The following is a 21,634-nucleotide window of genomic DNA, read 5'->3' as shown; positions in this document are numbered from 1 at the left end:
TTTTGTATAAATTTATACAGACGCTGCCATTACCCCAGCGATTAATGAGATAAACGCTTCTCCCACTCTTTCACCTTTTCAATTGTTACATCTAATTTTTTAGCTATTTCTTCTACACTCATTCCTTTAAAGAGCATTCCAGCTGCCGAAAGTGCTTTATCAATTTCTTCTTGCTTCTCTTGCTCATATAAACGACCTACTTTTGTCATCCGTAACCACTCCTTTACCTTTTTCGCGTAGTCTTCATCAATAAATTTATCTGTAGCTACAAGAATCCCAGCAATAACTTGAATTTGTTCTTGCTCATCGGAGATACACTTTGCTACTTCTATCGTTTTTTCAATTAAAATTTGTCTTTTCTCTCTACTATGCATAAGTGGTACAAGTATTAATTTCATGGTTTCTTCATCCGTCAAAGATTTTCCTTCTTCCATTTTTCTAATAATCTTTTGAAGAATGGCATCACCATTGTATTCATTTAGTAAAACCGCTTTAGAATTTAAACGTATACTACATACATCTATTTCTTCTATAGGATTCATTACCTCACTTGTATAAATAACTACGATTCGAATATCCGGTAACTCTTTCCTCTTATTATAGTAACGATACATAATTTGATTCGCATAATCCATATACTTCAAATGGTTTTCGAGGAAACGGGTATTACTTTCATACTCTAACATTAAAATTGAACCATCTTCCATTTCAAATAAAGTATCTGAGCGCCTTTGATCTGCACGAACTCTCGAAAATTCATTTAGCAACAATTCTTTTATTCTTGGATAACCTTTTAACCCATATGCTTCAAGCCCTTTATCCCTATAACATTCACTTAAAAACTTCATCAGAATATCTTTATTATGATAAGAAATATCATTCCCTGCCAATAGCTAATCCCCCTTAACTATTAGTTACCATTTTCTTTATTATATAACTTATAAAATTAGCGTTACAACTTTCGTTCACATGCACATGCTATTTTCAAAACACCTTCCTCTCACTACTTCTCCCTCTCCACAAACCGCCCAAACTCTTTCAAAAATCTCAGCTTAAAACTCCCGACAGGCCCATTCCGATGCTTCGCCACATGAATCTCCGTCATCTCTTTCTGCACTGTTTCCTTATCGTAATAATCCTCTCGATACATAAGCATAATGACATCCGCATCTTGCTCAATTTGCCCCGTCTCTCTTAAATCAGATAAAAGCGGACGCTTATCTTGCCGCGACTCTACAGAACGAGATAACTGTGATAACGCTACTATACAAACATTTAATTCACGCGCTAATAACTTAAGCTTACGCGAAATTTCACTAATCTCCTGAAATCGATTGCCCTTATACTTCGGATCGCCCGTAATAAGCTGCAAGTAATCCACAATAACTAAAACCTTCTTATCACCGTGCTTCCTCTTTAACTTACGAGTTTGCATCCAAATATCTTGTACCGTAACGCCTGCATTGTCGTAAATCTCAAATGGCAACTCACCAATCTCCGCAAACGCCTTACTTACCTTCTCCCAATCTTCCATCGCAAAACGATGCTTCGGATTTTTCAGCCTACCGCCTGACACTTCGCCTACGCAAGACGCCACCCTTTTCAATAATTGCTTACTACTCATCTCTAACGAAAACAATCCAACCGCCGCTCCAGACTTCGCCGCATGCAGTCCAACATTAAGCGCAAACGCAGTCTTCCCCATAGAAGGACGCGCACCAAGAACGACAAAATCTCCTTCCTGAAGTCCACACGTCATCTTATTTAACGATGTATAACCAGTCTCAATACCAGTAATCTCTTTCACATCTTGATGAAGCTCCTCATACAAATCAACTAACGCATCCTTCAAATCAAACTCACATACAGAGTCTTTTTCCTCTAACTCACAAAGTGCCGTAATCGTCTCACCGATAACTTTCTCACTCTTCTCCGCAATAAGACGCTCTCCCATCTTGTGCCCGAGGACACCAGCCTGATACATTTTCCAGGCACCTCGAACAAGCCCCTCATAATAAGAGAAGTTGCTAGTAGTAGGCACACCATCCATTAACCCTATAAAATACTCCATTCCCCCGATGCCCTCTAAAAACTTCGGATCTACCCGAGAAATGAACGTCACAAGATCAATCGGTTGCCCCTCTCCTTCCATCTTTCGCATTAACTGAAATATAGACTTATGTACTGGCATAGAAAAATACTGCTCCGTCAAACGGCACTCCTTAATAAGCTCTCCATCAATTAATAGAGAACCTAACACCGTCTTCTCCGCCTCTACATTTTGAATACTCATGGCCGCCACCCGCGCTCCGCTAAAAAGCGCTGCAACTCTTCCTCTGACGGCGCATTCTTCTCCCACTCCTCACACCCCGCCAAAAACTCCTCCGTCTCCCCCGTACTAACAGACAACTCCTTCTTCCTAAAGTTCGCCGTATCTGCCTCAACCTCACACAATTTCGTAAACCCTTTCCCGTTCCACCCACGCAGAATCCCCTTCACATAAGCAATCGTCCGCTTATTATTCTCAAACGCAATTTGAAGAGCCTTCAGCACAAGCTCCTCCGACAAATCTTCCATCCACGCACTCAGTTCCTCTACCGCATGAGGGGACAAACTACCGAAATGTTGCTCATAAAAAGAAAACACGCCACTTCCCGTTTCTTCCTCTATAATTTCTTCTCCATCTTCTGTCTCCTCGCAAACTGGATCAACATCATCCACAGCCAATTCACCAGGCATACCAAAATGTGCTAAAAGCATCGGAACACTCAGCTCCTCCTCAGCGCACTTCTGAAGAAACATATGTACAAACTCCTTATTCTTCACACCCTTAAGCTCACGTAGCACACACTTCTCCACATTCGTATTCGTCACAGGATTATAACGAAGCCAATTCAAAACGAATAACTCCCGAGTATCCGCATCATAAAGAATCTTCCCATAATCAATGAAGCGCTGCACAAGCTTATCAACAGTCTCCCTGTTATAACCCGTCTCCATCTCAGCTAACCGCTTCGGAAAAGGAAAAATCCCGCACTGCGTCGTCTTCGAACAAGTTAACAAATACACATAAAAATACCGCTCCTCCGGCGTCAAATCCAAAACAAAATCATCCTGCCAAAAATTCACCTGCACATTACGATACACCGCCATCCTAATTCCTCCCGTCTCCGTTCAAAATTAAAAGCCCCTTCATAATATATATGGGAGGATGGCAGGGTTTTTGGCGTGTTATTTCAAATTTTTTTTTGACTACTACTACGGTGTTTGTTGGTGTTTTTGTTTTGTTATGTTTTTTCTTAGTGATTTATTACTTGGTAGGGGCTTGTAAGGGGCTTAGGAGGGGTTAATTATCGGTTACTTCGATTAGAAACACTCGATCTGAGAAGCCGCCTCTTTCTTCTGCTTTCTTTTTTCAGATGTTGTTGATTTCTTCTAGTGTTATGCCTATGAGAGAAAGATTCCATAAAGTTACCGAAAATAGAATGAATAAAGTTTTTGCTGATAGGAACTTAATAGAAGAAGTTATACTTACAGTATTTTGATTTGTAAATTTTAGTTATTATATGGATTTTTTCTTTACACGTTTGATAATTCCTAATACTTCTTTAGTTTTCATTTAGATTACCTCAATCATATTTTAAGATTCTTAAATATTCTTTAATCATCTTTAAGAAGAGTAGAATCAATTAAAATCTTTTTTTATTTCTTTTCACAAAAAAACTATCCAAATTTAATAATTTGGATAGTTTTTAAGAGTTATTGTTCCTTACTATTATTTACTTCATCAATCTTCTCATTAGGAAATTCTTTTTTGTACAATAAAGCCATCTCTTTGTTAAGTACATAAGCAATAGTTACTCTACCATCACCTTAAATATGACTATATCATCCTTTTAAAAAAATAAACTGAGTTGCAATCCCAGCTTAGCTTATAAAATATTTCGGTATATCTACTAACCTTTTTAAGTATCACGTCTTTTATAACTTTTGCAAATTTCATAAGTTTAAGTTGTCAACTATTAGCTAACAACCACTTAATGTATTTATCGCCACATCGTTTCTCTACTATGTACTTTTTGATTCTTTATTGGTTTCTGAAATCAGTATATTAGTACAAATCAAGTAATCTCATTCAAAAAATTCTTTTACTTGTTGGTACATATAATCTTTATTTAACCACAGGGCTTGCTTAACCATATAATTATCTGTCAAAATATCTTTCATATCCTCAGGTCTATTCTTCCAAACTGCAGAACGTGGGAGACAATCTGAATTTTTACTTTCATGATAATCTGACTGGGCAGCTGAAGGCCGAATGTGAAGAATTTGAGGACCACTCACTTGGCTCGGCAGATTGTTCTCTATTTTATAACCCTTATTATTAGAAACACGTTTAAATGTTAACTCGACACCATTAATGAGGGTTTGTTTAATTGTTTCCCATGTTTTTTTGACTGTACCCATGAGTTCGTCTTCTGGCATATACCAAAACTTTGCACCCTTAAATATCTCTCCTTCTGGTGTTTCCTCGTAAACGACTAATAAGAACTTTGTTGTGGAAAGATAGTCATACACTCGAGTATCTTCCCAATCAAGGTTACTAATATCTTTAATGAAGCTAACATCCGATTCAAGTTTAAATCCTTCAGTTGTAATTCTTTTTTCAGATATTTTTTTTCTCTGATTAGATTTTACGGTAACTGTTTTTACAGCAATTCCAGCCTTCTTAAACTCGTCTGTTTCTTCTAAATCACCTTGTAGATTAAACATTTTCTGCGCAATTAGCCGTGAACTTGCTTTGTCATTCTTTTTTTTGATTCTAACACCAAATTTTTCTGCTAAGACTTTTTTATCCATATTGTAGAACGGTTTAAACTGCTCGAGAATGATTTGTTCAAACGTTTTATCTTTTAACTCGGATAAATCTTTTATTATATGCTCTTGAGTACCAATTTGCTTTGCATCGATTTTTTTATGTAATTCAGGATAGTCATTTTGATAAGAAGCATAAGTAGTTGAACTCTTTAATTCGCCCTGTACAACTCGCTTCGTAATTTCCTTCATGTACGCTGGTCTTAAAGAAAAAGCTCGTCTATGTGCTTTCTGATTACTACACGGTTGTTTTGTTTTGTTTTCTTCAGTTTTACCTCCTTTTGTCACTGCTCCAAGGTACTGTGTCATACCTTCGGAAATATACTCGGCCCTCCCCTGACGAATCATATCCATTATAATGTTCCAATCATTTTCAATGATTGCCCAATCATCATCTAATAAGTCGTTTAAATTAAAAAGAATAGAGTGGGTCATTAAGAAATCTGGATAGATTGGATATTCCTTTTCTTCGAATTGAAAAAAACTAACTGGATCATATTTATACAACATGAGTTCTACAAGCTTTGATTTTTCCAAAAAAGAAGAATCTTGAAAATCCTTCTTGTATTCTTCATTAAAATCAAAAATGTTAAGAACCAGTCTTTCTTTGGCACCCCAGGAATTTTCTTTTTTGAAAAATTTAAGCCCGGCACATTTGAGTTCTACACCTAGATTTTTAAAATCAGCTTCAGGTCGGTTGTTATTCGCTAGCCCAAACCAATCTTTTTCAACTGCATTTCCAAGCCAACCTTTATTTCTTGGGCTAGCGTACCACTTATTTACAGTCTCCTGTGTGACAAGATCCTTTATCCTTTTACCAACAGCAGCTTCACCACGTTCTTTTATTTCTCGAATTGTTTTATATTCTCTATCCATCGCCATCTCCTTAATAGAAAATCTTAATCTTTGGTGCAATTTTATTATAAATTACCTTCAACTTTTTGTCTGCATAGGTTATAATGATTCTTCGATACAATATCCCGTATTTTTGAAGGGAGCAAAAGGTATGATCAAATTACGCTTAAATGAAATTCTCAAGGAGAGAGAAATGCGCCAAAAGGACTTAGCAAAAGCTAGTGGGCTTCGTGAAAGTTCTATTAGTGATATGGTTCGAGGCATCCGTTCTACGGTAAACTTAGAACAACTCGAAAAGGTAATGAACTGTTTAGAAATTACCGATTACAACGAAATCTTTGAGAAAGTTGAGGAAAAAGTGAATGTCTAAGTATAAAGTATTTTCAATGTTTGACGGGGTTGGAGGCTTCGTAGTAGGGCTTGATAACGCCAACTTAACACTCAAAGAACCGTTCTTTGAAACAACAAACACTAATCAATTTGAACCATCTCGTAAATCACAAGATGCCTTTGAGGTAGGTATGTATAATTATCCACATGTCCAACATAGTAATGAAGATATCATGCAGGTCTCAAATGAATATCTCGAAGAAATGAAAGCTCGTGGTGTAAACATGATAGTTGGTGGGTTCCCTTGCCAAGACTATTCCGTTGCTCGTTCTAAAAAACATGAATTGGGCATCGAAGGAAAGAAAGGTGTTCTCTTTTGGGAAATCATCCGTGCGGTTAACCATATCAAACCTGAATATTTGATTTTAGAAAACGTTGATCGTTTATTAAAATCACCATCTTCACAACGTGGACGAGACTTTGCAATTATGCTTGGTGCATTTGCTCAACTTGGTTACTCAGTTGAATGGCGTGTGATTAACGCTGCAGACTATGGGCGCGCTCAGCGTCGCCGCCGTGTGTTCTTTTACGTATATCGGAATGACACACCATTTGCCTTGGCGATGGATGAAAAGTATGGCAAGCCTAAGAAAGAAAAAAATATTATGACATGTGATGAAGGTAATTTCGATAACTACATCTTTCAAGATGGATTGTTCGCTCGTCAATTTCCAATTGAACAAGAGGCATACAAAAAACGTCACTACTCAGATACATTATCTGATAAAGACATCCTCAACGAAGAGTATATCGTAGACATTTCTGACAACTTCACAGGTACTATTTGGAATACCGGTATTATGCGTTATGGTCAATACTTCACAATTGATACATTACCAGTTAAGGAAGAGCCAAAGACTTTGGGTGAAATTGTTCAAGAAGCGAAGGAATATTATGTGCGTAAACATGGTGAAGAAGAGTATAACCAATATATCTTAAATTATCAGTTAGACGATGACAATCCAAAGCTTAAAAAATTTGAATACTTACGTGGTCCTAAAAAAATTGAGCGAGTAGCTGATAACGGTCATAAATATACCTTTAGTGAAGGTGGAATGAGTCCGTATGATTCTCTCGATATGCCGGGACGCACAATGCTTACAAGTGAAGGTTCTGTAAACCGTTCAACACATTTGCTTAAAATCGATGGGAAATACCGACTGCTTACACCGATCGAAGCCGAATTATTACAAGATTTCCCTCCAGACTGGACCAAATTCAAAAAAGATAATCTTGAAAATGTCCGTGAGGTTTCAGACCGTATGCGTTTATTCTTCATGGGGAATGCCTTAGTTACAGGAATCGTTGAACGTATAGGAATTGAGTTGGGAGAAATCGTACGTGAGTACAACACAATAGAAGTTTAAGTCAATACTATTTTTTTTAAGTAATCAATACACAAATACAACAAGCAAAAGGACTCATAATGGAGTCCTTTTTGTTATTAAAAAATTTTACTTATAAAAATGTTAATAAATAAGCATTTACAATTTAAGTTGTGTAACAATATTATTCCAACTCAATAGTTGTTGGTGGCTTACTCTTCATATTATACATGCAACGTTAAATCTTTTCTTTATCACCTAAATACTTACTTCTTTACTTCTTCCCCACAATCTCCCCATACCAACCATAACTCTCCTCCAAAAACCTCCTACTCTCCCCACTATCCTTATAATAAGAATTCCACCCTCTTTCCCTCAAAATCCCCTTCCAACTATCACTCTCCACCATCCTCTTAATCACACCATCCCAATAAGCAATCTCTTCCTCCGTCATATCTTTCGGGCCCATAATTCCTTTCCAGTGCTGGAAGATGACGTTGATTCCTTGTTCTTTCCATGTTGGGATTTCTGGTAGTCGGTCTAGTCGTTTTGATGCGGATACGGCTAGTATTTTTATTTTGCCGGCTTTGTATTGTTTTTCGGCTTCGGATAGGGTCATGGTTGCGGCGTTTATTTGTTTGTTCGTTAGAGCACTTATGATTTTTCCTTTGTTTTCGTAGACGAAGAATTGTAGTTCGGCTGGGTTTATGCCAAATGCTTTGCTTACTTGTACGAAGGATAGGTGATCGTCGTTTCCTAGACCTGGGGCAACGCCGATTTTGAAGTTTTTCTTGTTTTGTTTTAGTTGTTCCATTAGTTGTTTTGCGTTTTCTATGTTTGAATCTTTTGATACGACAACGACTTCCCAGTCCGACGCGAGAGTTGCGAGCGGGGTGAAGTCTTTATATGTTAGTTTACTGTGGCCTAGTAGGTTGTTCGTTAAGAGTAAGCTTGAGTTAATCGCCAGTACGTGACCGCCTTTTTGTTTCGTATATTTCCATCCGACATCACCACTGCCACCTACTTTGTTTGTGACTGTGATTGGTTTTGTGAAGATTTTTTCTTCTGCCAGCGTTTTTTGCATCGCTCGTGCTGTTAAGTCCCATCCTGCCCCTTGAACATTTGGAGCAACAATTTCTACTTTGTCGATGTTCACTTTATTCGTATGGGATTTTTCTGAGGAACAACCAGCTATTACTCCTGTCATGATCCATATACATAGTAATAATCGTTTTTTCATAGTCCTCGTCCTATTCGGTACTTTCGTTCTGGTCGTCCGATAATGCCGTATGTGTACTCTACTGTGCATTCGTTTGTCGCTACTAAGTATTCCAAGTATCTTCTTGCGGTTGTTCTGGAGGCCCCCATTTGTTCTCCCATTTCTTCTATTGTAATGCCCTCTTCAAATCCTTTTATAATCCCTTTCACTTTTTGCAGTGTTAACGGATCCACACCTGTCGGTAAGTTTTTTATGTCTTGTGTTTGCGAAATACCGAAGAAGTTATCGATGAGTGCTTGATTTACTTCATTGTTACTATGTAATAGTTGCTTCTTTCTTTTATAGTCTTCAATTGTGCGAACAAATTTTTCTAACGTGACTGGTTTTATAAGGTAATTGCTTACTCCGTTTCGAATTGCTTTTTCTAGCATATAGTTTTCATTCGCCGCCGTTACCATAATGACGTCAACGCTTGGAAAGTCAGCATGAATTTGTGGTAATAAGTCAGTTCCAATTCCATCTGGTAAGTAATTATCTAATAGAAGCAAATCGATTTCTTCCTTTTGTAGTAGTTCCATCGTTTCTTTCGCGTTCAATGCTTTTCCGATTACTTTTACATCCTTTATTTTTAATAAAAACTCTTCCTGAATTTGCGCGACGCGGAAATCATCTTCTGCAATTGCAACCTTCAACATATGCCCATCCCCCTGTTTGTTATGTACTTTCTCTCAATGTTTTCGGAAGGTAAATTGTAAAAATAGCTCCCCCATTTTTCTCGTTTTGAATCTCAATTGTTCCCCCTAGTAGATTTACCATTTCTTTCACGTTTGCTAGCCCGTAACCACGATCATTTCCTTTCGTTGAAAATCCTTTTTGAAAAATGGTCGTGATTTTTTCTGCCGGTATCCCTGCTCCACTGTCTATCACTTCAAACACAATATCGTGCCCAATATCCGTAACAAAGAAAGAAACATTCTTCTCCTCTCGCTCACTCACCACATCAAACGCATTATCGATTATGTTTCCAAGGATCGTAATGAGGTGCGACACCTTTATATGGTCTGGTAACGGATGAAGCGCACTATCTCCTTCAATATGAAAATCAATTTTCTTCTCAGACGCTGTTCCGAGTTTTCCTAATAAAATAGCTTGTACTTTCGCATCGTGAATTTGATGGAACAAAATATGATTTTGGCTTTGATGAATATTAGATTCTTGTTGGATAAATTCAATTGCTTCTTTGTAATGTCCTAACTGAAGTAATCCTGATAAGACGAAAAGTTTATTTGTAAATTCATGTGTTTGAGCACGTAAGTCCTCGGAATATTTTCTTACCTCAGATATCGTATTCACTAAGTTTTGCAGTTCTGTTTTATCTCTAAAACTACATACAACGCCTACCGTACTATTATTTTCGAGTATCGGTGTCATGTTTAAAATAAACACTTTATCTTGAAACGCGATTTCTTGATCGGTTTCTAGCACTCTTTCCATATTAAAATTCGGTAAAACTTTTGAAATGTGCTGCTGCATATAATCATCATTTACATGAAGCATTTCTTCTGCCGACGTGTTCATCATCGTAATAAAACCGTTTTGATCAATAGCTATAATTCCTTCTTTTATAGATAGTAGTATCGCGCTTCGTTCCCGGTATAACGCTGCGATTTCATTCGGCTCTAAACCGAGTGTATCTTTTCTGATGCTACGCGCTAAAAGGATTCCACCAACAATGCCGGCTAATAATACCGCTAAGGAAAAGAGTATAATTTCTTTCGTTCTACTCAATATGTTAGATTCAATACCTTGTATTGAAAACTCTACTGTTACAACGCCTACTACTTGATCGTAGTCTCCGTTATGAACAATAATAGGTGCCTTTGCCATTAAGGCTGGACCACTTACACCATTTCCTTCAAGCGTATAGTACCCTCCAAAAGTGAGTGCCTCATAGTTATACGGGTTGTTACTCTTTGTTCCAATCAACCCCGAATTAGAATGTGAATACATAACCCCAAAACGGTCTTCTATAATGACATAATCTGCACCAGCTTGCTCCCGAACTTGTTCCGCAATGGATTGAATCGTATTTTTATGCTCGTTATTTTGAAAAGCATCTTTTATAGCTGGCATAAAAGAAAGCGACTTCGCTGTTTGCAGTGCTAACTGCTCCACTTGGCGCTTCGTATCAACGGACTGAATGTAAACAAATATTCCCGCTAATAGGAGAACGACAAATACAATTAACGCGATAATTAAGCTTACTATTTTCGTTTGCAATGAAACTTTGCGTGATTTCTTCATACTCCATATCCTTTGATAAAATATTCAAAACTATCAATCTCCTTTTTCTATTATTATGACAAAACTGAAAATGAAGCAACTATTAAAAATATCCATGTTCATAAAGTACAAAAAGAATAAAATTGTCATAATATTGAGATTTTATTTAAAGGACAGTACAATTCAACTGCAATGAACACGCTTTCATAATTATCATTTTATTTATAAGCAAGAGGAGGAATTAGTATGGCTCAAGTAAAATCAAACCGAGTCGCCGGCAATATCTTTAAAGGTTCTGTCGGTAATTTAATTGAATGGTACGACTGGTACGTTTACTCTGCTTTCGCCGTTTATTTTTCAGCAGAGTTCTTTCCTAAAGGCGATCCAACGAGTCAGTTACTGAACACAGCGGCTATTTTCGCAGTTGGATTTTTAATGCGCCCTATCGGAAGTTTATTAATGGGACGCTATGCGGATCGGCACGGACGCCGGGCAGCATTAACGCTTTCCATTACAGTTATGGCCGGTGGTTCTTTAATTATCGCCTGTACACCTAGTTACGAAAGTATCGGTATTATGGCCCCTATTATTTTAGTTCTTGCTCGTTTACTTCAAGGGTTGTCACTCGGCGGAGAGTACGGAACTTCCGCAACATATTTATCTGAAATGGCTAGTAGTGGACGCCGTGGTTTTTATTCAAGTTTCCAATATGTAACGCTCGTTGCCGGACAGATGGTTGCGTTAGGCGTTCAAATTGTTCTTCAGCAATTACTAAGCGAACCAGATATGAAAGCTTGGGGATGGCGTATTCCATTCATTATTGGAGCGATGGGCGCAGTAGCTGTATTATGGCTTCGCCGCACGATGGATGAATCAGAGCAATTCTCAAACATAAAATCACAAAAACGCGAGAGCGCAGGAACCGTTCGCGCGCTTATGAAACACCCGAAAGCAGTATTAACAGTAGTCGGCCTAACTTTAGGAGGTACCGTTGCATTTTATACGTACACAACATATTTACAAAAGTTCATGGTAAACACAGTCGGCCTTCCGAAAGAAGTTGTAAGCTGGATTAACTTTGTCGCACTACTTATATTTGTCGTACTTCAACCGATTGCAGGGCTACTATCCGATAAAATTGGACGCCGCCCACTATTAATGGCATTCGGTATTCTCGGAACATTACTAACAGCGCCAATCTTCTTCTTCATGGAAAAAACGACAGAACCAATCGTAGCATTTTTACTCATGATGGTCGGTCTCATTATCGTTACTGGTTACACTTCCATTAACGCAATTGTAAAAGCAGAACTCTTCCCAACTGAAATTCGCGCACTTGGCGTAGGTTTACCATATGCACTAACAGTTGCGATATTCGGCGGAACAGCTGAGTTCATCGCTTTATGGCTAAAGAGTATCGGAATGGAATCACTATTCTACTTCTACGTAGCTGGCTGTATCGCGATAAGCTTTATTACGTATTGGCGTATGGATGAGTCATCGAAAACTTCGCAGATTGAGGCGGAGCTTGGTGGGGATAAATTAGTTAACAATAAATCTAGTTAAAATTATGTATTCTATTATCTTCGTTTATCTGAAAAAGCATAATTCGTTAATATGCAATTTAAAAACCTCTACTTATATGTAGAGGTTTTTGTATAACGAAAAAACACGTAGTTCCATTGTTAATTTACAAACCCCAAATTCTTCCTCATCTTAAAGTGGAACAAATTTATTACTTAGAGTGTCTAATAAGTGTATTTCTAATATGAGTTGTCCAGATTGGATACAACATATCCCGTTTGACATCTATTTTTATGTATTACAAAAAAATGAAAGGACTTATTATTCCCAAAAGTAAAAAACATGTATTGTAATACTTTCACAGGTGAACCATTACAAGTGGAAACAAAAAAGAAATAATGCAAACTGTGACTTATCAATCATATAAAGTGAAACTTTAATCAGCGGGGGTCTTACTGCCCGGCAAATAGCGGGATAAACGTTTTGGATGTCATTTAACCTGTGAAATTTTAGCTGCAGTAGTATTGTTACCCAATGCCATCTTTAATTGCATTGGTATTTAGAATACCTAGACAAAATCCATATATTCTTGAAAGAGGTTGAAAATTTATGTTCGTTTTAAATAAGTTCTATAACATTTTACATTACAAAAAGATTGTACCTGTAGTATTACTTTCATGCGTATCACTTATAGGCTGTTCCAATAGTAATGCTCAATCTGAACCACCTAAACAAACGAATCAAGTTAATCAAATTAAACAAGAAAATACAGGAAGTCAATCTTTTGCTAAACTTGAAAAAGAATATGATGCTAAGCTTGGTATTTATGCACTGGACACAGGTACGAATCAAACGATTGCTTATCATTCAGATGATCGTTTTGCGTTTGCATCTACATCTAAATCATTAGCTGTGGGCGCTCTTTTACGCAAGAACTCATTAGAAGCTCTTGATCAAAGAATTACGTATACTCATGAAGATCTTTCTAATTATAATCCAATTACTGAAAAGCATGTTGATACAGGAATGACGTTAAAAGAACTTGCAGATGCTTCAGTTCGATATAGTGACAGCACAGCACATAATTTGATTCTTAAACAGTTAGGAGGTCCCTCTGAATTTGAAAAAATCTTGAGAGAAATGGGAGATACTGTTACTACTTCAGAACGATTTGAACCTGAATTAAATGAAGTGCATCCAGGAGAAACACATGATACCAGTACACCAGAAGCAATAGCTAAGACACTTCAATCATTTACATTAGGGACTGCACTTCCAACAGAAAAACGTGAACTATTAGTAGATTGGATGAAGAGAAATACAACTGGAGATAAATTGATTCGTGCGGGCGTACCAAAAGGATGGGAAGTAGCTGATAAAACAGGCGCGGGATCTTACGGAACAAGAAATGATATCGCAATTATTTGGCCACCAAATAAAAAGCCAATTGTTCTTGCTATACTTTCTAATCACGATAAAGAAGATGCTAAATATGACGATAAACTTATTGCAGATGCAACCAAAGTCGTGTTAAATACCTTAAAAGCTACGGAATAGAGGATAATAGGTTAAAAGTTTTCTATTTTAGGCGGTGTTTTCTCTAGTAGGAGTTGCACCGTATTTTCATCAACTAAAAATTTAATAGTGTCCCCAAAAATGAAATTTGGTGCTCCCCCTAAAACATCTGGACTGTAATAGCCAATAAAAAATGCAAACCAAACGCCCCTTAATCAGTCGTTTGGTTTGCATTTCCTTTTTCTAAAATCACAGAAAAGATAAGCACTATAGTTAACAGCATAATAAACCTTACTTCACTTCCATCACTTACAAAAAATGAATACAAAGTATATATTAAAATTAATATTCCATAAATAATTTTCTGCAATGTACTCCCTCCTTTTTGCCGTATATATTTTAGTATAAAAGTTTGATTCAAGTCCTATATCCAAATGAAAATACTTTTCTCTTGTTCATTTATCTATTTTCTTTTTATAACTCAAACTTCTTCGAATCGTACTTTTCTAGAGTTTACTGCAATTCATTTTGTTCATATAGAATATGCTGATTTGTCTGTACATCTTCAACATTTGCTCCACCTGCTAATAATCTCCTGTACTTAAAAGAGTGCCCTGTTAATACTGTTTTAATCATTTTGTATTGCCCTCCTTTTGTTTGATTACTTGTATCATAAAACAGGTATCTGAAGTTGATATGTAGTCTATCTAGAGTGTATGTAAATTTAGAAAATCTCTAATAAAATGTTTGTATTGTAACGTTACCACCAAAACTATTGCCCTAAACACCATGATTTGAAGAGATAGGCCCCCATGTTCTAGTCTCAATTCCTCCTACAGTTCTATATTCAGTAAAACTGGTTAATCCCTATAATATAAAAAGAGCACCACTTTTTGGATGCTCCTCGTTATAACTATATATTATTTAATTTCCTTCTTTTGCTGGTACCATTTTTCCTTCTTGAGAATCTGTACCTTCTGTTCTTTCAACTGTTTTTGCATGCTCTGGTTTCTCAGGGGATCCCATTTCAAATCCTGGTTGAGAATCTGTACCTTCTTTTGTTGGTACCATTTTTCCTTCTTGAGAACCTGTCCCCTCTGTTCTTTCAACAGTTTTTGCGTTTCCTTTAGGAGTTGCTGGCACTGCATCTTTAGGTAAATCAAAGTTTTGTGAGAAAGACGTTGTTCCATCTACACTCTGTGTAATTACTTGATTTGAACTATCTTCATTTGACTTTAAATTGTCCATTTTCGCATCATCTGCACCTACTGCACCTCCCGCTACTAATCCTGTACTTAAAATTGCTCCTGCTAATAATGTTTTAATCATTTTTCATTACCTCCTGTTTATTTGTAATATTCATCAAAAAAGTATCTAGAGTTAATGTTTTAGTCATTATCTTTATCTACTTGCTTTTTGATTACATTTAGCATAAGACAAGAATCTATAGTTGATATGGACTGCATCTGGAGATTATGTAAAGAAAAACGGATGATCCATTGCATATCCTAATGGATGCTTAGACAAGATTGAAACTTTATATGAATTTGAATAATTGAGTTCCCCTTTGTTTTTGGGTGTGAGGGACTAACCCTTTCTAATTTGAAAGCAAACTTTTTATTAATTGAAGAATTAAAAGAGGTGGGGATCTTACTGCCCGTTAATGCGAGATAAAAGAAAACCGCCTGAAATGATGTGTAATCGAATAGTAGTACATAAAAAAATACAAGTAACAATAAATTAAATCTCGTTAAAACAAAAAGGAGATATCCCAGGCATGGTACTAGGACATCTCCTTTACTTATCTAGATTTCTAAATTCTATACCGCACTATCAATTAGACAATTATTAAATATATCTTCTATCTAAAACATCGTATTATCATTAGCTGCTTCACTTGGAATCTCTTGAATTACATCCCAGTGTTCGACAATCTTTCCATCCTTGATACGAAATATATCCACTATAGCAACTCCCTTATCTTGAGAATTAGTACGAGAATGTACATGAAGAGCAACTGTATCCCCTTCAGCTACTACACGTTTAATCTCTGCAGAGGAATTAGGATTTTTAACAAAATCCTCCTTAAAGAAATCCATGAAGGCTTTTCGTCCATCAGCAACAAAAGGATTATGTTGCTTATAATCTTCGCTAACATATTTAGGGATAATATCGATATTATGTTTGTTAAAAACTTCATTATAGAAATCAACTACCATCTTTTTATTCTTTTCATTTTCTTTCACTTCTTTTGATACAGAAGCAACATTCTCGCTCTTTATTGAGTTTCCTTTGTTATTACCGGTGGAAGCTTGATATACCAAAGTCGAAACTACTCCTAAAATAAATACAGAAATAATTGTTATGATTAAACTTTTCTCTAATTTCATATATACCTACCTCTTCTACTTAAATAAGTTTTCTTCTATAAAAAGTTTGAAGAAGGAGAAACCTTCCCCAAAATGTAATGTCAGGGGTAATGTTAGGAATTTCATTTATCCTAACCTCCCCCTATACAAGGCATATTAGAAACGATTAACTCTAACTTAATACCTCATTAACAGTTGCACTGTCCACAATTTGAATAAACTTCTTAACCTTATCGTTCTCATCAAACTTATAAAGATGACAAAAATCTGCTACAAATGACTTACCTGTAGCTTTATATGTTCCACTATATTTTCCATACACAATAACAGTATCGTTATTAAAAGTATAAATTTCATCTTTAGCGCTATAGTCATCCCATTCTGTGCCAAGACGTTCATGTACGTTTTTCACTACTTCATCTGGACCTATATAAGTACCTGCATATGGAAACCCAGCAGCTTCTGTCCAAGATACATTTTCACTTAAATACGTTTTGAACGCATCCAATTTCCCTTCGCCAGTTAACACATACGTTTCATGTAATAGTTTTTGATATTTATTCATATCATTAACCCCAAGGCATTTCTTTTGTTACAACTTTTGCACTTAATTCTAATACACCTTTATTTGCATAGTCTGGATATGCTGCTTCAAGTTTTGCCACAAAATCTTTTGAAGTTCCACTTTCCTCAGAAGCTTGAATCGCAGTTCTTAGATAATCCATTGTCGCAGTAAGTGCTTGATTATTTAGGGATTTTTCGATTGATCCATGGCTAGGTACAATTATGTCAGCATGTAATGCTTGTAATACTTTCAAGTTCTCAATCCACGCCTCCATAGCCGCTTTTGAGCTAGTATCCGCTAAGAATACATGTATTTCGTTAAATACATCAATACCACCAATTAATACTTTTAGTTCTTTATTAAATAGGCTAGTTCTGTAATGATCTAAGCCTACTAGTTCAAATGTTAACCCCTGAAAATCAATCGCTTTTTCTTTAAACACTTGAGGTAATACCACGTTACTTGGTGCATTTTCTCCAAGGGCGTCTTTCCAAACTTTTAATTTTCCTAAGACAGAATGAACGATATGTTCAACAGTAGACTCTGTTGCATACGCTATAGCTTCTGGGTAAACGGCTTTAATGCTCTCTAATCCAAAGTAGTAGTCTGGATCCCCATGAATAATAAAGATTTGATCTAGAGATAAGTTGTTTTTTTTCAAATACTCTACAATTTCTTTCGAATCAGATTGAGTAAATTTTGAGTTTATTAAAAATGCATGTCCTGCTTTCTCAACTAATGTTGCTGTGACCATAAAGCTTTTTTCATCCGAACTAAACACCGTTAATTTCACATCTTGTTGATTTGTATCGATTGTTTTAAACATAGTATGTTATTCTCCTTTTGTTAAAGTTATGAACTAATTATCATATTTTTATCTTGTTCCGATAAAGTGAAACTTTAATCAGTGGGGGTTTTGTTCATCCCCCACTGATTATTAGTTGAACCAATCGGACTTTTACGGACAGTTGATCCCCCACCTAACTTCTTTGCTTCCACTGAATTTTGAGGTGGGGGTCTTACTGCCCGTTAAAGCGGGATAAAATCTCCCACTCCCATTCATCTGAAAGTGTAATAGTACTGGCGAATATTCCGGAGATGAATGTCAGGTGGCCTAAGATAACATGTTTGCTACTATATCCTAAATTTTCTTAATATAAATTTTTAAAACGCGCTTCAATTTTATCCGGCGTCATTACGCCACCACCAATAGGAATAATTTGATTATCCTTTTGTAAAAGTAAGGAAGGATAGCTATTAACACCAAGCTGTCGAACTTTATTGAAATCATTTTGGACATCTATTATTGTTTCTTGAGCGTTTAAACGTTCTAATACTTGTTCAGGGTCCAAACCATGCTCGATTGCAATTTTGCGATATGTTTCAGGATCACTCAGACTTTGGCCCTCATAATAAAACGCTTTTTGCATAGCCGAAGTGAATTCTAATAAACGGTCTGGCGCTAATGAGCGTAAAGCTGAAAAACCAATTGCAGCATCTTTCGAATTCATTTTAAAAGTCCCTTCCTCCACCAATTTTTGATATAAAGGACCAAATTCAGCACCTGTAAGTTGATTAATTCTTTTATTTCCTTCTTCTATATATGAGAAGTTTTTCATTGGTAAATTATCTAAAAATAACCCTCCACATAAAACCGTTAATGGCACTTCAGTGTGGTTTTTGTAAAATCCTTTAATACTTTCTGAAAAACCATAGCACCATCCACAATATGCATCCCATACGTAAATAAGGTTATCTTGTTTCGTCTCCATTTAAATCTCCTACCTTTTTTTTATTATCCAGCTCAACTAAATTTTTGGTTTATATAAGTACATCTTTTTATACCTTGTTCTTTTTTAGATACCTTACTATATTTCCCCAAAACTAATATTTCCAAAGAAAGATCTACCAAGGTTTTTAACAAAAGATAACGTTGCACCTTATTGCCCCTTAACAGAAAATACTAAAGCTTAGAATATGCATTGATTTGAATGTGTTAGTAACTTTCTACACCGGGTGGCAACGTATGGACCACCATCCTTAATTAAATATATAAATCATATTTTTAGCAGTTATTAGTTGTAACTAAATTGATTACATCTTTATGTAACTATTTTAGTTACAACTAATATAGAAGTCAATTCTTTTTTTCGAAAACATTAAATTTCTACATTAATTTACAACCAATCCCACTCTTTAAAAAAATATATCAACGATTATTCGATTATATCGATCGTAACTCCGAATATATCGACTTACCGACAAATCCCGTAGAAACTAGCAAGAAATCCCACAGACATCACAAAACCAAAAAAGTACCAGATCTCTCCATATCCACCAAGTTTCAAAAATGATGGATATAGAACCCATGGTAGCATTTTCACTCATGATATTCGTCCTCATCATTTTTATTGGCTACACATCCATTAACGCAATTGTAAAAGCGGAACAGCTGAGTTCATCGCATTATTGCTAAAGAGTATCGGAATGGAATCACTATTCTACTTCTACGTAGCTGGCTGTATCGCGATAAGCTTTATTACGTATTGGCGTATGGATGAGTCATCGAAGACTTCGAAGATCGAGGCGGAGCTTGGTGGTGGGGATACATTAGTTAATAATAAATCTAGTTAAAAAAGGCACCTTAAGGTGCCTTTTTCTCATTTGAATTTACTATTTGAGTAATCTAATCGTTTACCTTTGATCCTTAAATCCCCAACCGGAGACTAAATAGTTTTGCGTTTTATTTATCGTAACGCGAATTGCCTTTTTCTTATCATTTTTAGAATAACCTTCTACATCAATAAAACCATCACGTACTCCATGTAAAATCTCAACTTTAGTAACTACAAGATCTATATTTTCTTTATCCTTCATATAGTTTATTGCTACTTTTGAAGCTTTATCTTGAGTAATATTTTTGTTGTACATTGTATAAGATATGTAGCCTATTATTAATAATAAAATTGTAAAAATAGCAATATTCACCTTTTTTCTCTTATTCAATATATTTCCTCCTTAAGAAGATTTATAATATAACTATAAATCTTTTTTGAGGAGATGGAAATATGGAAAGTTCAGTTTCAGATAAAAGCCTTTCCCATTTGGCTACTAGTAGTTATGGTGATGCTCTTACAGAAGTTGTAGAATTTGGTAAACAAAAAGAGATTTGGAAACCTGTAGAAATAAATGGTGCTGTTCTTCATAACTCAAATAATAGCTTTGATGCCACTGTTTACAAGAATGAAGAAACAAAACAAGTTGTGATTGCTTTTCGCGGCTCTTGGGAAGCACCTGATTTTTATGATGCAGATGTATTTGATGTTATGGGTAATCGTTTTAGAAAAAATCAAGATAGTTTGGAAAAAATGAATAGCTTTGACACTTCATCACTTCCTTTAACTGAACAATTTAATTTCACTATGGCGAAAGAAAGAAAGCAAAAAATAGTTGCAGAAAGTCAATTTACTAATGCTGATGATTTAACAAAAGAAGTAAAGAAATATATGAAAGACCCTAAAAATGGGTTAGACGGATACCAGCTTACATTAACCGGCCATTCTCTAGGTGGTGGTTTAGGTGAATACGCTGGGGTTATGAATGATGTAGCAGTTGTTAGTTACGAAGCTCCAAATGTTATTGATTCATTACCTAAAGATAAAAAGGAAAAAGCCTTAAGGGGGGATTATAAAGATCAAATTACAACTATCGGAAACCCCAATGATACTGTATTTACTGGTTTTAGAGGAAATGATAATAAAAATAGAGGTCGTATAGGTCATTTATTTTATACAGATAAACCAGATATAAAAAATGATAATAGGATTCATGATGCAAGTAGTTATATTCCATTTTTACCTTTTTTAACAAATGGTTATAATACTGTTCGTTTTTTCATGGGTTTTATGGGACCAAGCTTTCATTCCATGGATAACCTTAGTCACGATAAATACGGTTATTTAAATATGCCGAATATGTACGATGGGGAGACAGGAGAGAAAATTCAGGGATCCCCGCGCGCTGATGGGGTTACAATTCATTTAACAGTCGAAGAAGTTAAACAAATCACTTCAGATTTAAGAAGAGAAATTGATGATATTAACCAAAAGATCGTACAAGCAAGCAATAAAATTATTAATGTATTACAACAATCACCAGCTAGTGTTGATGGTAATTTAATTAATACACTTACATACGGCATTTATGGATTTCAAAGAGGGTATATGGAACGTATTCGTTCTGAGGCTGATTTCATAGAACAAAGAGCGGTTGAATTTGAAACTGTTGATAAACAAAACTGAAAAACGGGTGATCTTCATGAAAAATTATGATGTTATAGCACATGCTGCCGATGTAGTAGGTGCCAAAAATGATTTAGAATCGTGTATTTTAGAATTAGAAAATCACAGAAAAAATGTCAATGCCATAAAAACACTATTGGGACATAGCTGGAAAGGAAATACCGCTAAAGAAATTGAAAGAAGGTTAAGTGAAGTAGAGAAAGAACTTGTCTATAGAATTGATGAATTTAGAAAGATAGGAGATGATTTAGATAGATATAGAAGAGCAATGGATAGCTTCGCGAATCAATTCATGATGATGGGGCCTAAATATTAGTATAAAAACACCCTAATGTATCCATTTCTGACTTCGATAAATATATATAATCTTAGCTCTGCGCGCTTTGCTTATTTGTCATACTTAAGTCTAAATT

The 21,634-nt window shown here is 35.8% G+C and carries 21 protein-coding genes and 2 pseudogenes; 7 read left to right on the top strand and 16 right to left on the bottom strand.

The window, feature by feature from the left end; translation table 11 throughout:
* Window positions 1-41: 41 nt before the first annotated feature.
* The 5 genes and pseudogenes from OXT04_RS19340 to OXT04_RS19320 form a co-directional block, all read right to left on the bottom strand.
* Window positions 42-890, bottom strand: a complete 849-nt coding sequence (locus tag OXT04_RS19340) for an RpnC/YadD family protein (protein ID WP_000908110.1) — start codon at window positions 888-890, stop codon at window positions 42-44.
* 113 nt (window positions 891-1,003) lie between these two features.
* Window positions 1,004-2,293: a replicative DNA helicase gene (gene dnaB, locus OXT04_RS19335; protein WP_267416776.1), complete on the bottom strand. Its 1,290-nt coding sequence runs from the start codon at window positions 2,291-2,293 to the stop codon at window positions 1,004-1,006.
* Entirely contained in the window at window positions 2,290-3,153 is an 864-nt protein-coding gene (locus OXT04_RS19330) for a DnaD domain-containing protein (RefSeq protein ID WP_097822504.1), read from the bottom strand. Before OXT04_RS19330 ends, dnaB begins: the two co-directional genes overlap by 4 nt.
* A gap of 193 nt (window positions 3,154-3,346) precedes the next feature.
* Window positions 3,347-3,448: pseudogene (locus OXT04_RS19325) on the bottom strand (nucleoside triphosphate pyrophosphohydrolase); the annotation flags it as partial.
* Between the two features lie 683 nt (window positions 3,449-4,131).
* On the bottom strand, window positions 4,132-5,751 hold the full coding sequence (locus OXT04_RS19320) for a MutH/Sau3AI family endonuclease (protein ID WP_176528018.1): 1,620 nt from the start codon (window positions 5,749-5,751) through the stop codon (window positions 4,132-4,134).
* Window positions 5,752-5,881: 130 nt separating this feature from the next.
* On the opposite strand from OXT04_RS19320, the gene OXT04_RS19315 reads away from it, so the two are divergent.
* A complete protein-coding gene (locus OXT04_RS19315) occupies window positions 5,882-6,100 on the top strand; it encodes a helix-turn-helix domain-containing protein (RefSeq protein ID WP_016513852.1) in 219 nt (72 codons plus the stop codon).
* Window positions 6,093-7,487: a DNA (cytosine-5-)-methyltransferase gene (dcm, locus tag OXT04_RS19310; RefSeq protein WP_097822506.1), complete on the top strand. Its 1,395-nt coding sequence runs from the start codon at window positions 6,093-6,095 to the stop codon at window positions 7,485-7,487. The genes OXT04_RS19315 and dcm overlap by 8 nt, the downstream gene beginning before the upstream one ends.
* A 232-nt stretch (window positions 7,488-7,719) precedes the next feature.
* On the opposite strand, the gene OXT04_RS19305 is transcribed toward dcm, so the two are convergent.
* Genes OXT04_RS19305 through OXT04_RS19295 form a run of 3 tightly spaced genes read right to left on the bottom strand, consistent with a single transcriptional unit; the run spans window position 7,720 to window position 10,968 of the window.
* Window positions 7,720-8,685 carry a tripartite tricarboxylate transporter substrate binding protein gene (locus OXT04_RS19305; RefSeq protein WP_097822507.1) on the bottom strand — a complete coding sequence of 322 codons (966 nt, stop codon included), beginning with the start codon at window positions 8,683-8,685 and terminating at the stop codon, window positions 7,720-7,722.
* A complete protein-coding gene (locus OXT04_RS19300) occupies window positions 8,682-9,359 on the bottom strand; it encodes a response regulator (protein WP_065228383.1) in 678 nt (225 codons plus the stop codon). The genes OXT04_RS19305 and OXT04_RS19300 overlap by 4 nt, the downstream gene beginning before the upstream one ends.
* A 19-nt stretch (window positions 9,360-9,378) precedes the next feature.
* Window positions 9,379-10,968: an ATP-binding protein gene (locus OXT04_RS19295; protein ID WP_267416754.1), complete on the bottom strand. Its 1,590-nt coding sequence runs from the start codon at window positions 10,966-10,968 to the stop codon at window positions 9,379-9,381.
* A gap of 225 nt (window positions 10,969-11,193) precedes the next feature.
* Here OXT04_RS19295 and OXT04_RS19290 point away from each other — a divergent pair, with 225 nt between their 5' ends.
* A complete protein-coding gene (locus OXT04_RS19290; protein ID WP_016513670.1) occupies window positions 11,194-12,513 on the top strand; it encodes an MFS transporter in 1,320 nt (439 codons plus the stop codon).
* A 567-nt stretch (window positions 12,514-13,080) separates the two neighbouring features.
* Window positions 13,081-14,028, top strand: coding sequence for a class A beta-lactamase BlaIII (gene blaIII / locus OXT04_RS19285; protein ID WP_267416749.1), 948 nt, complete (start codon window positions 13,081-13,083; stop codon window positions 14,026-14,028).
* A gap of 169 nt (window positions 14,029-14,197) precedes the next feature.
* Here the strand turns inward: blaIII and OXT04_RS19280 are convergent, their stop codons facing one another.
* From OXT04_RS19280 to OXT04_RS19250, 7 genes are all read right to left on the bottom strand, one after another.
* Window positions 14,198-14,356, bottom strand: a complete 159-nt coding sequence (locus OXT04_RS19280) for a hypothetical protein (protein ID WP_267416747.1) — start codon at window positions 14,354-14,356, stop codon at window positions 14,198-14,200.
* A 143-nt stretch (window positions 14,357-14,499) separates the two neighbouring features.
* Window positions 14,500-14,622 carry a hypothetical protein gene (locus tag OXT04_RS19275; protein ID WP_267416745.1) on the bottom strand — a complete coding sequence of 41 codons (123 nt, stop codon included), beginning with the start codon at window positions 14,620-14,622 and terminating at the stop codon, window positions 14,500-14,502.
* A gap of 288 nt (window positions 14,623-14,910) precedes the next feature.
* Window positions 14,911-15,315, bottom strand: coding sequence for an alpha-ketoglutarate permease (locus OXT04_RS19270; RefSeq protein ID WP_097822509.1), 405 nt, complete (start codon window positions 15,313-15,315; stop codon window positions 14,911-14,913).
* A 536-nt stretch (window positions 15,316-15,851) separates the two neighbouring features.
* A complete protein-coding gene (locus OXT04_RS19265; RefSeq protein ID WP_000764214.1) occupies window positions 15,852-16,376 on the bottom strand; it encodes a nuclear transport factor 2 family protein in 525 nt (174 codons plus the stop codon).
* A 151-nt stretch (window positions 16,377-16,527) separates the two neighbouring features.
* Entirely contained in the window at window positions 16,528-16,920 is a 393-nt protein-coding gene (locus tag OXT04_RS19260; RefSeq protein ID WP_001046364.1) for a nuclear transport factor 2 family protein, read from the bottom strand.
* Between the two features lie 4 nt (window positions 16,921-16,924).
* Complete coding sequence (locus OXT04_RS19255) at window positions 16,925-17,746, bottom strand: MBL fold metallo-hydrolase (protein WP_086422255.1); 822 nt, start codon at window positions 17,744-17,746, stop codon at window positions 16,925-16,927.
* 325 nt (window positions 17,747-18,071) lie between these two features.
* A complete protein-coding gene (locus OXT04_RS19250; protein ID WP_078994527.1) occupies window positions 18,072-18,692 on the bottom strand; it encodes a DsbA family protein in 621 nt (206 codons plus the stop codon).
* A 590-nt stretch (window positions 18,693-19,282) separates the two neighbouring features.
* On the opposite strand from OXT04_RS19250, the pseudogene OXT04_RS19245 reads away from it, so the two are divergent.
* Window positions 19,283-19,554: pseudogene (locus tag OXT04_RS19245) on the top strand (alpha-ketoglutarate transporter); the annotation flags it as partial.
* Between the two features lie 60 nt (window positions 19,555-19,614).
* Here the strand turns inward: OXT04_RS19245 and OXT04_RS19240 are convergent.
* Window positions 19,615-19,926 (bottom strand): hypothetical protein, encoded by a 312-nt coding sequence (locus OXT04_RS19240; RefSeq protein ID WP_001042355.1) that lies wholly within the window; start codon window positions 19,924-19,926, stop codon window positions 19,615-19,617.
* 257 nt (window positions 19,927-20,183) lie between these two features.
* Between OXT04_RS19240 and OXT04_RS19235 the strand changes: the two genes are divergently transcribed.
* Entirely contained in the window at window positions 20,184-21,221 is a 1,038-nt protein-coding gene (locus OXT04_RS19235) for a lipase family protein (RefSeq protein WP_025117821.1), read from the top strand.
* Window positions 21,222-21,237: 16 nt separating this feature from the next.
* A complete protein-coding gene (locus tag OXT04_RS19230; protein WP_002093893.1) occupies window positions 21,238-21,537 on the top strand; it encodes a hypothetical protein in 300 nt (99 codons plus the stop codon).
* Window positions 21,538-21,634: the final 97 nt, after the last annotated feature.

Source organism: Bacillus sp. GC_Bacil_1, assembly GCF_026540675.1.
GTDB lineage: Bacteria > Bacillota > Bacilli > Bacillales > Bacillaceae_G > Bacillus_A > Bacillus_A cereus.
The sequence above is the reverse complement of the archived record's forward strand: the minus strand, read 5'-3'. Positions and strand labels throughout refer to the sequence as shown.

What these genes read in the sequence shown, in the direction of transcription:
- OXT04_RS19320 (WP_176528018.1), bottom strand. Translation starts at nt 5,751, where the DNA reads ATGGATAGAGAATATAAAACAATTCGAGAAATAAAAGAACGTGGTGAA.
- OXT04_RS19315 (WP_016513852.1), top strand. Translation starts at nt 5,882, where the DNA reads ATGATCAAATTACGCTTAAATGAAATTCTCAAGGAGAGAGAAATGCGC.
- OXT04_RS19265 (WP_000764214.1), bottom strand. Translation starts at nt 16,376, where the DNA reads ATGAAATTAGAGAAAAGTTTAATCATAACAATTATTTCTGTATTTATT.
- OXT04_RS19250 (WP_078994527.1), bottom strand. Translation starts at nt 18,692, where the DNA reads ATGGAGACGAAACAAGATAACCTTATTTACGTATGGGATGCATATTGT.
- OXT04_RS19260 (WP_001046364.1), bottom strand. Translation starts at nt 16,920, where the DNA reads ATGAATAAATATCAAAAACTATTACATGAAACGTATGTGTTAACTGGC.
- dnaB (WP_267416776.1), bottom strand. Translation starts at nt 2,293, where the DNA reads ATGAGTATTCAAAATGTAGAGGCGGAGAAGACGGTGTTAGGTTCTCTA.
- OXT04_RS19230 (WP_002093893.1), top strand. Translation starts at nt 21,238, where the DNA reads ATGAAAAATTATGATGTTATAGCACATGCTGCCGATGTAGTAGGTGCC.
- dcm (WP_097822506.1), top strand. Translation starts at nt 6,093, where the DNA reads ATGTCTAAGTATAAAGTATTTTCAATGTTTGACGGGGTTGGAGGCTTC.
- OXT04_RS19275 (WP_267416745.1), bottom strand. Translation starts at nt 14,622, where the DNA reads ATGATTAAAACAGTATTAACAGGGCACTCTTTTAAGTACAGGAGATTA.
- OXT04_RS19330 (WP_097822504.1), bottom strand. Translation starts at nt 3,153, where the DNA reads ATGGCGGTGTATCGTAATGTGCAGGTGAATTTTTGGCAGGATGATTTT.
- OXT04_RS19270 (WP_097822509.1), bottom strand. Translation starts at nt 15,315, where the DNA reads ATGATTAAAACATTATTAGCAGGAGCAATTTTAAGTACAGGATTAGTA.
- OXT04_RS19255 (WP_086422255.1), bottom strand. Translation starts at nt 17,746, where the DNA reads ATGTTTAAAACAATCGATACAAATCAACAAGATGTGAAATTAACGGTG.
- blaIII (WP_267416749.1), top strand. Translation starts at nt 13,081, where the DNA reads ATGTTCGTTTTAAATAAGTTCTATAACATTTTACATTACAAAAAGATT.
- OXT04_RS19305 (WP_097822507.1), bottom strand. Translation starts at nt 8,685, where the DNA reads ATGAAAAAACGATTATTACTATGTATATGGATCATGACAGGAGTAATA.
- OXT04_RS19290 (WP_016513670.1), top strand. Translation starts at nt 11,194, where the DNA reads ATGGCTCAAGTAAAATCAAACCGAGTCGCCGGCAATATCTTTAAAGGT.
- OXT04_RS19300 (WP_065228383.1), bottom strand. Translation starts at nt 9,359, where the DNA reads ATGTTGAAGGTTGCAATTGCAGAAGATGATTTCCGCGTCGCGCAAATT.
- OXT04_RS19295 (WP_267416754.1), bottom strand. Translation starts at nt 10,968, where the DNA reads ATGAAGAAATCACGCAAAGTTTCATTGCAAACGAAAATAGTAAGCTTA.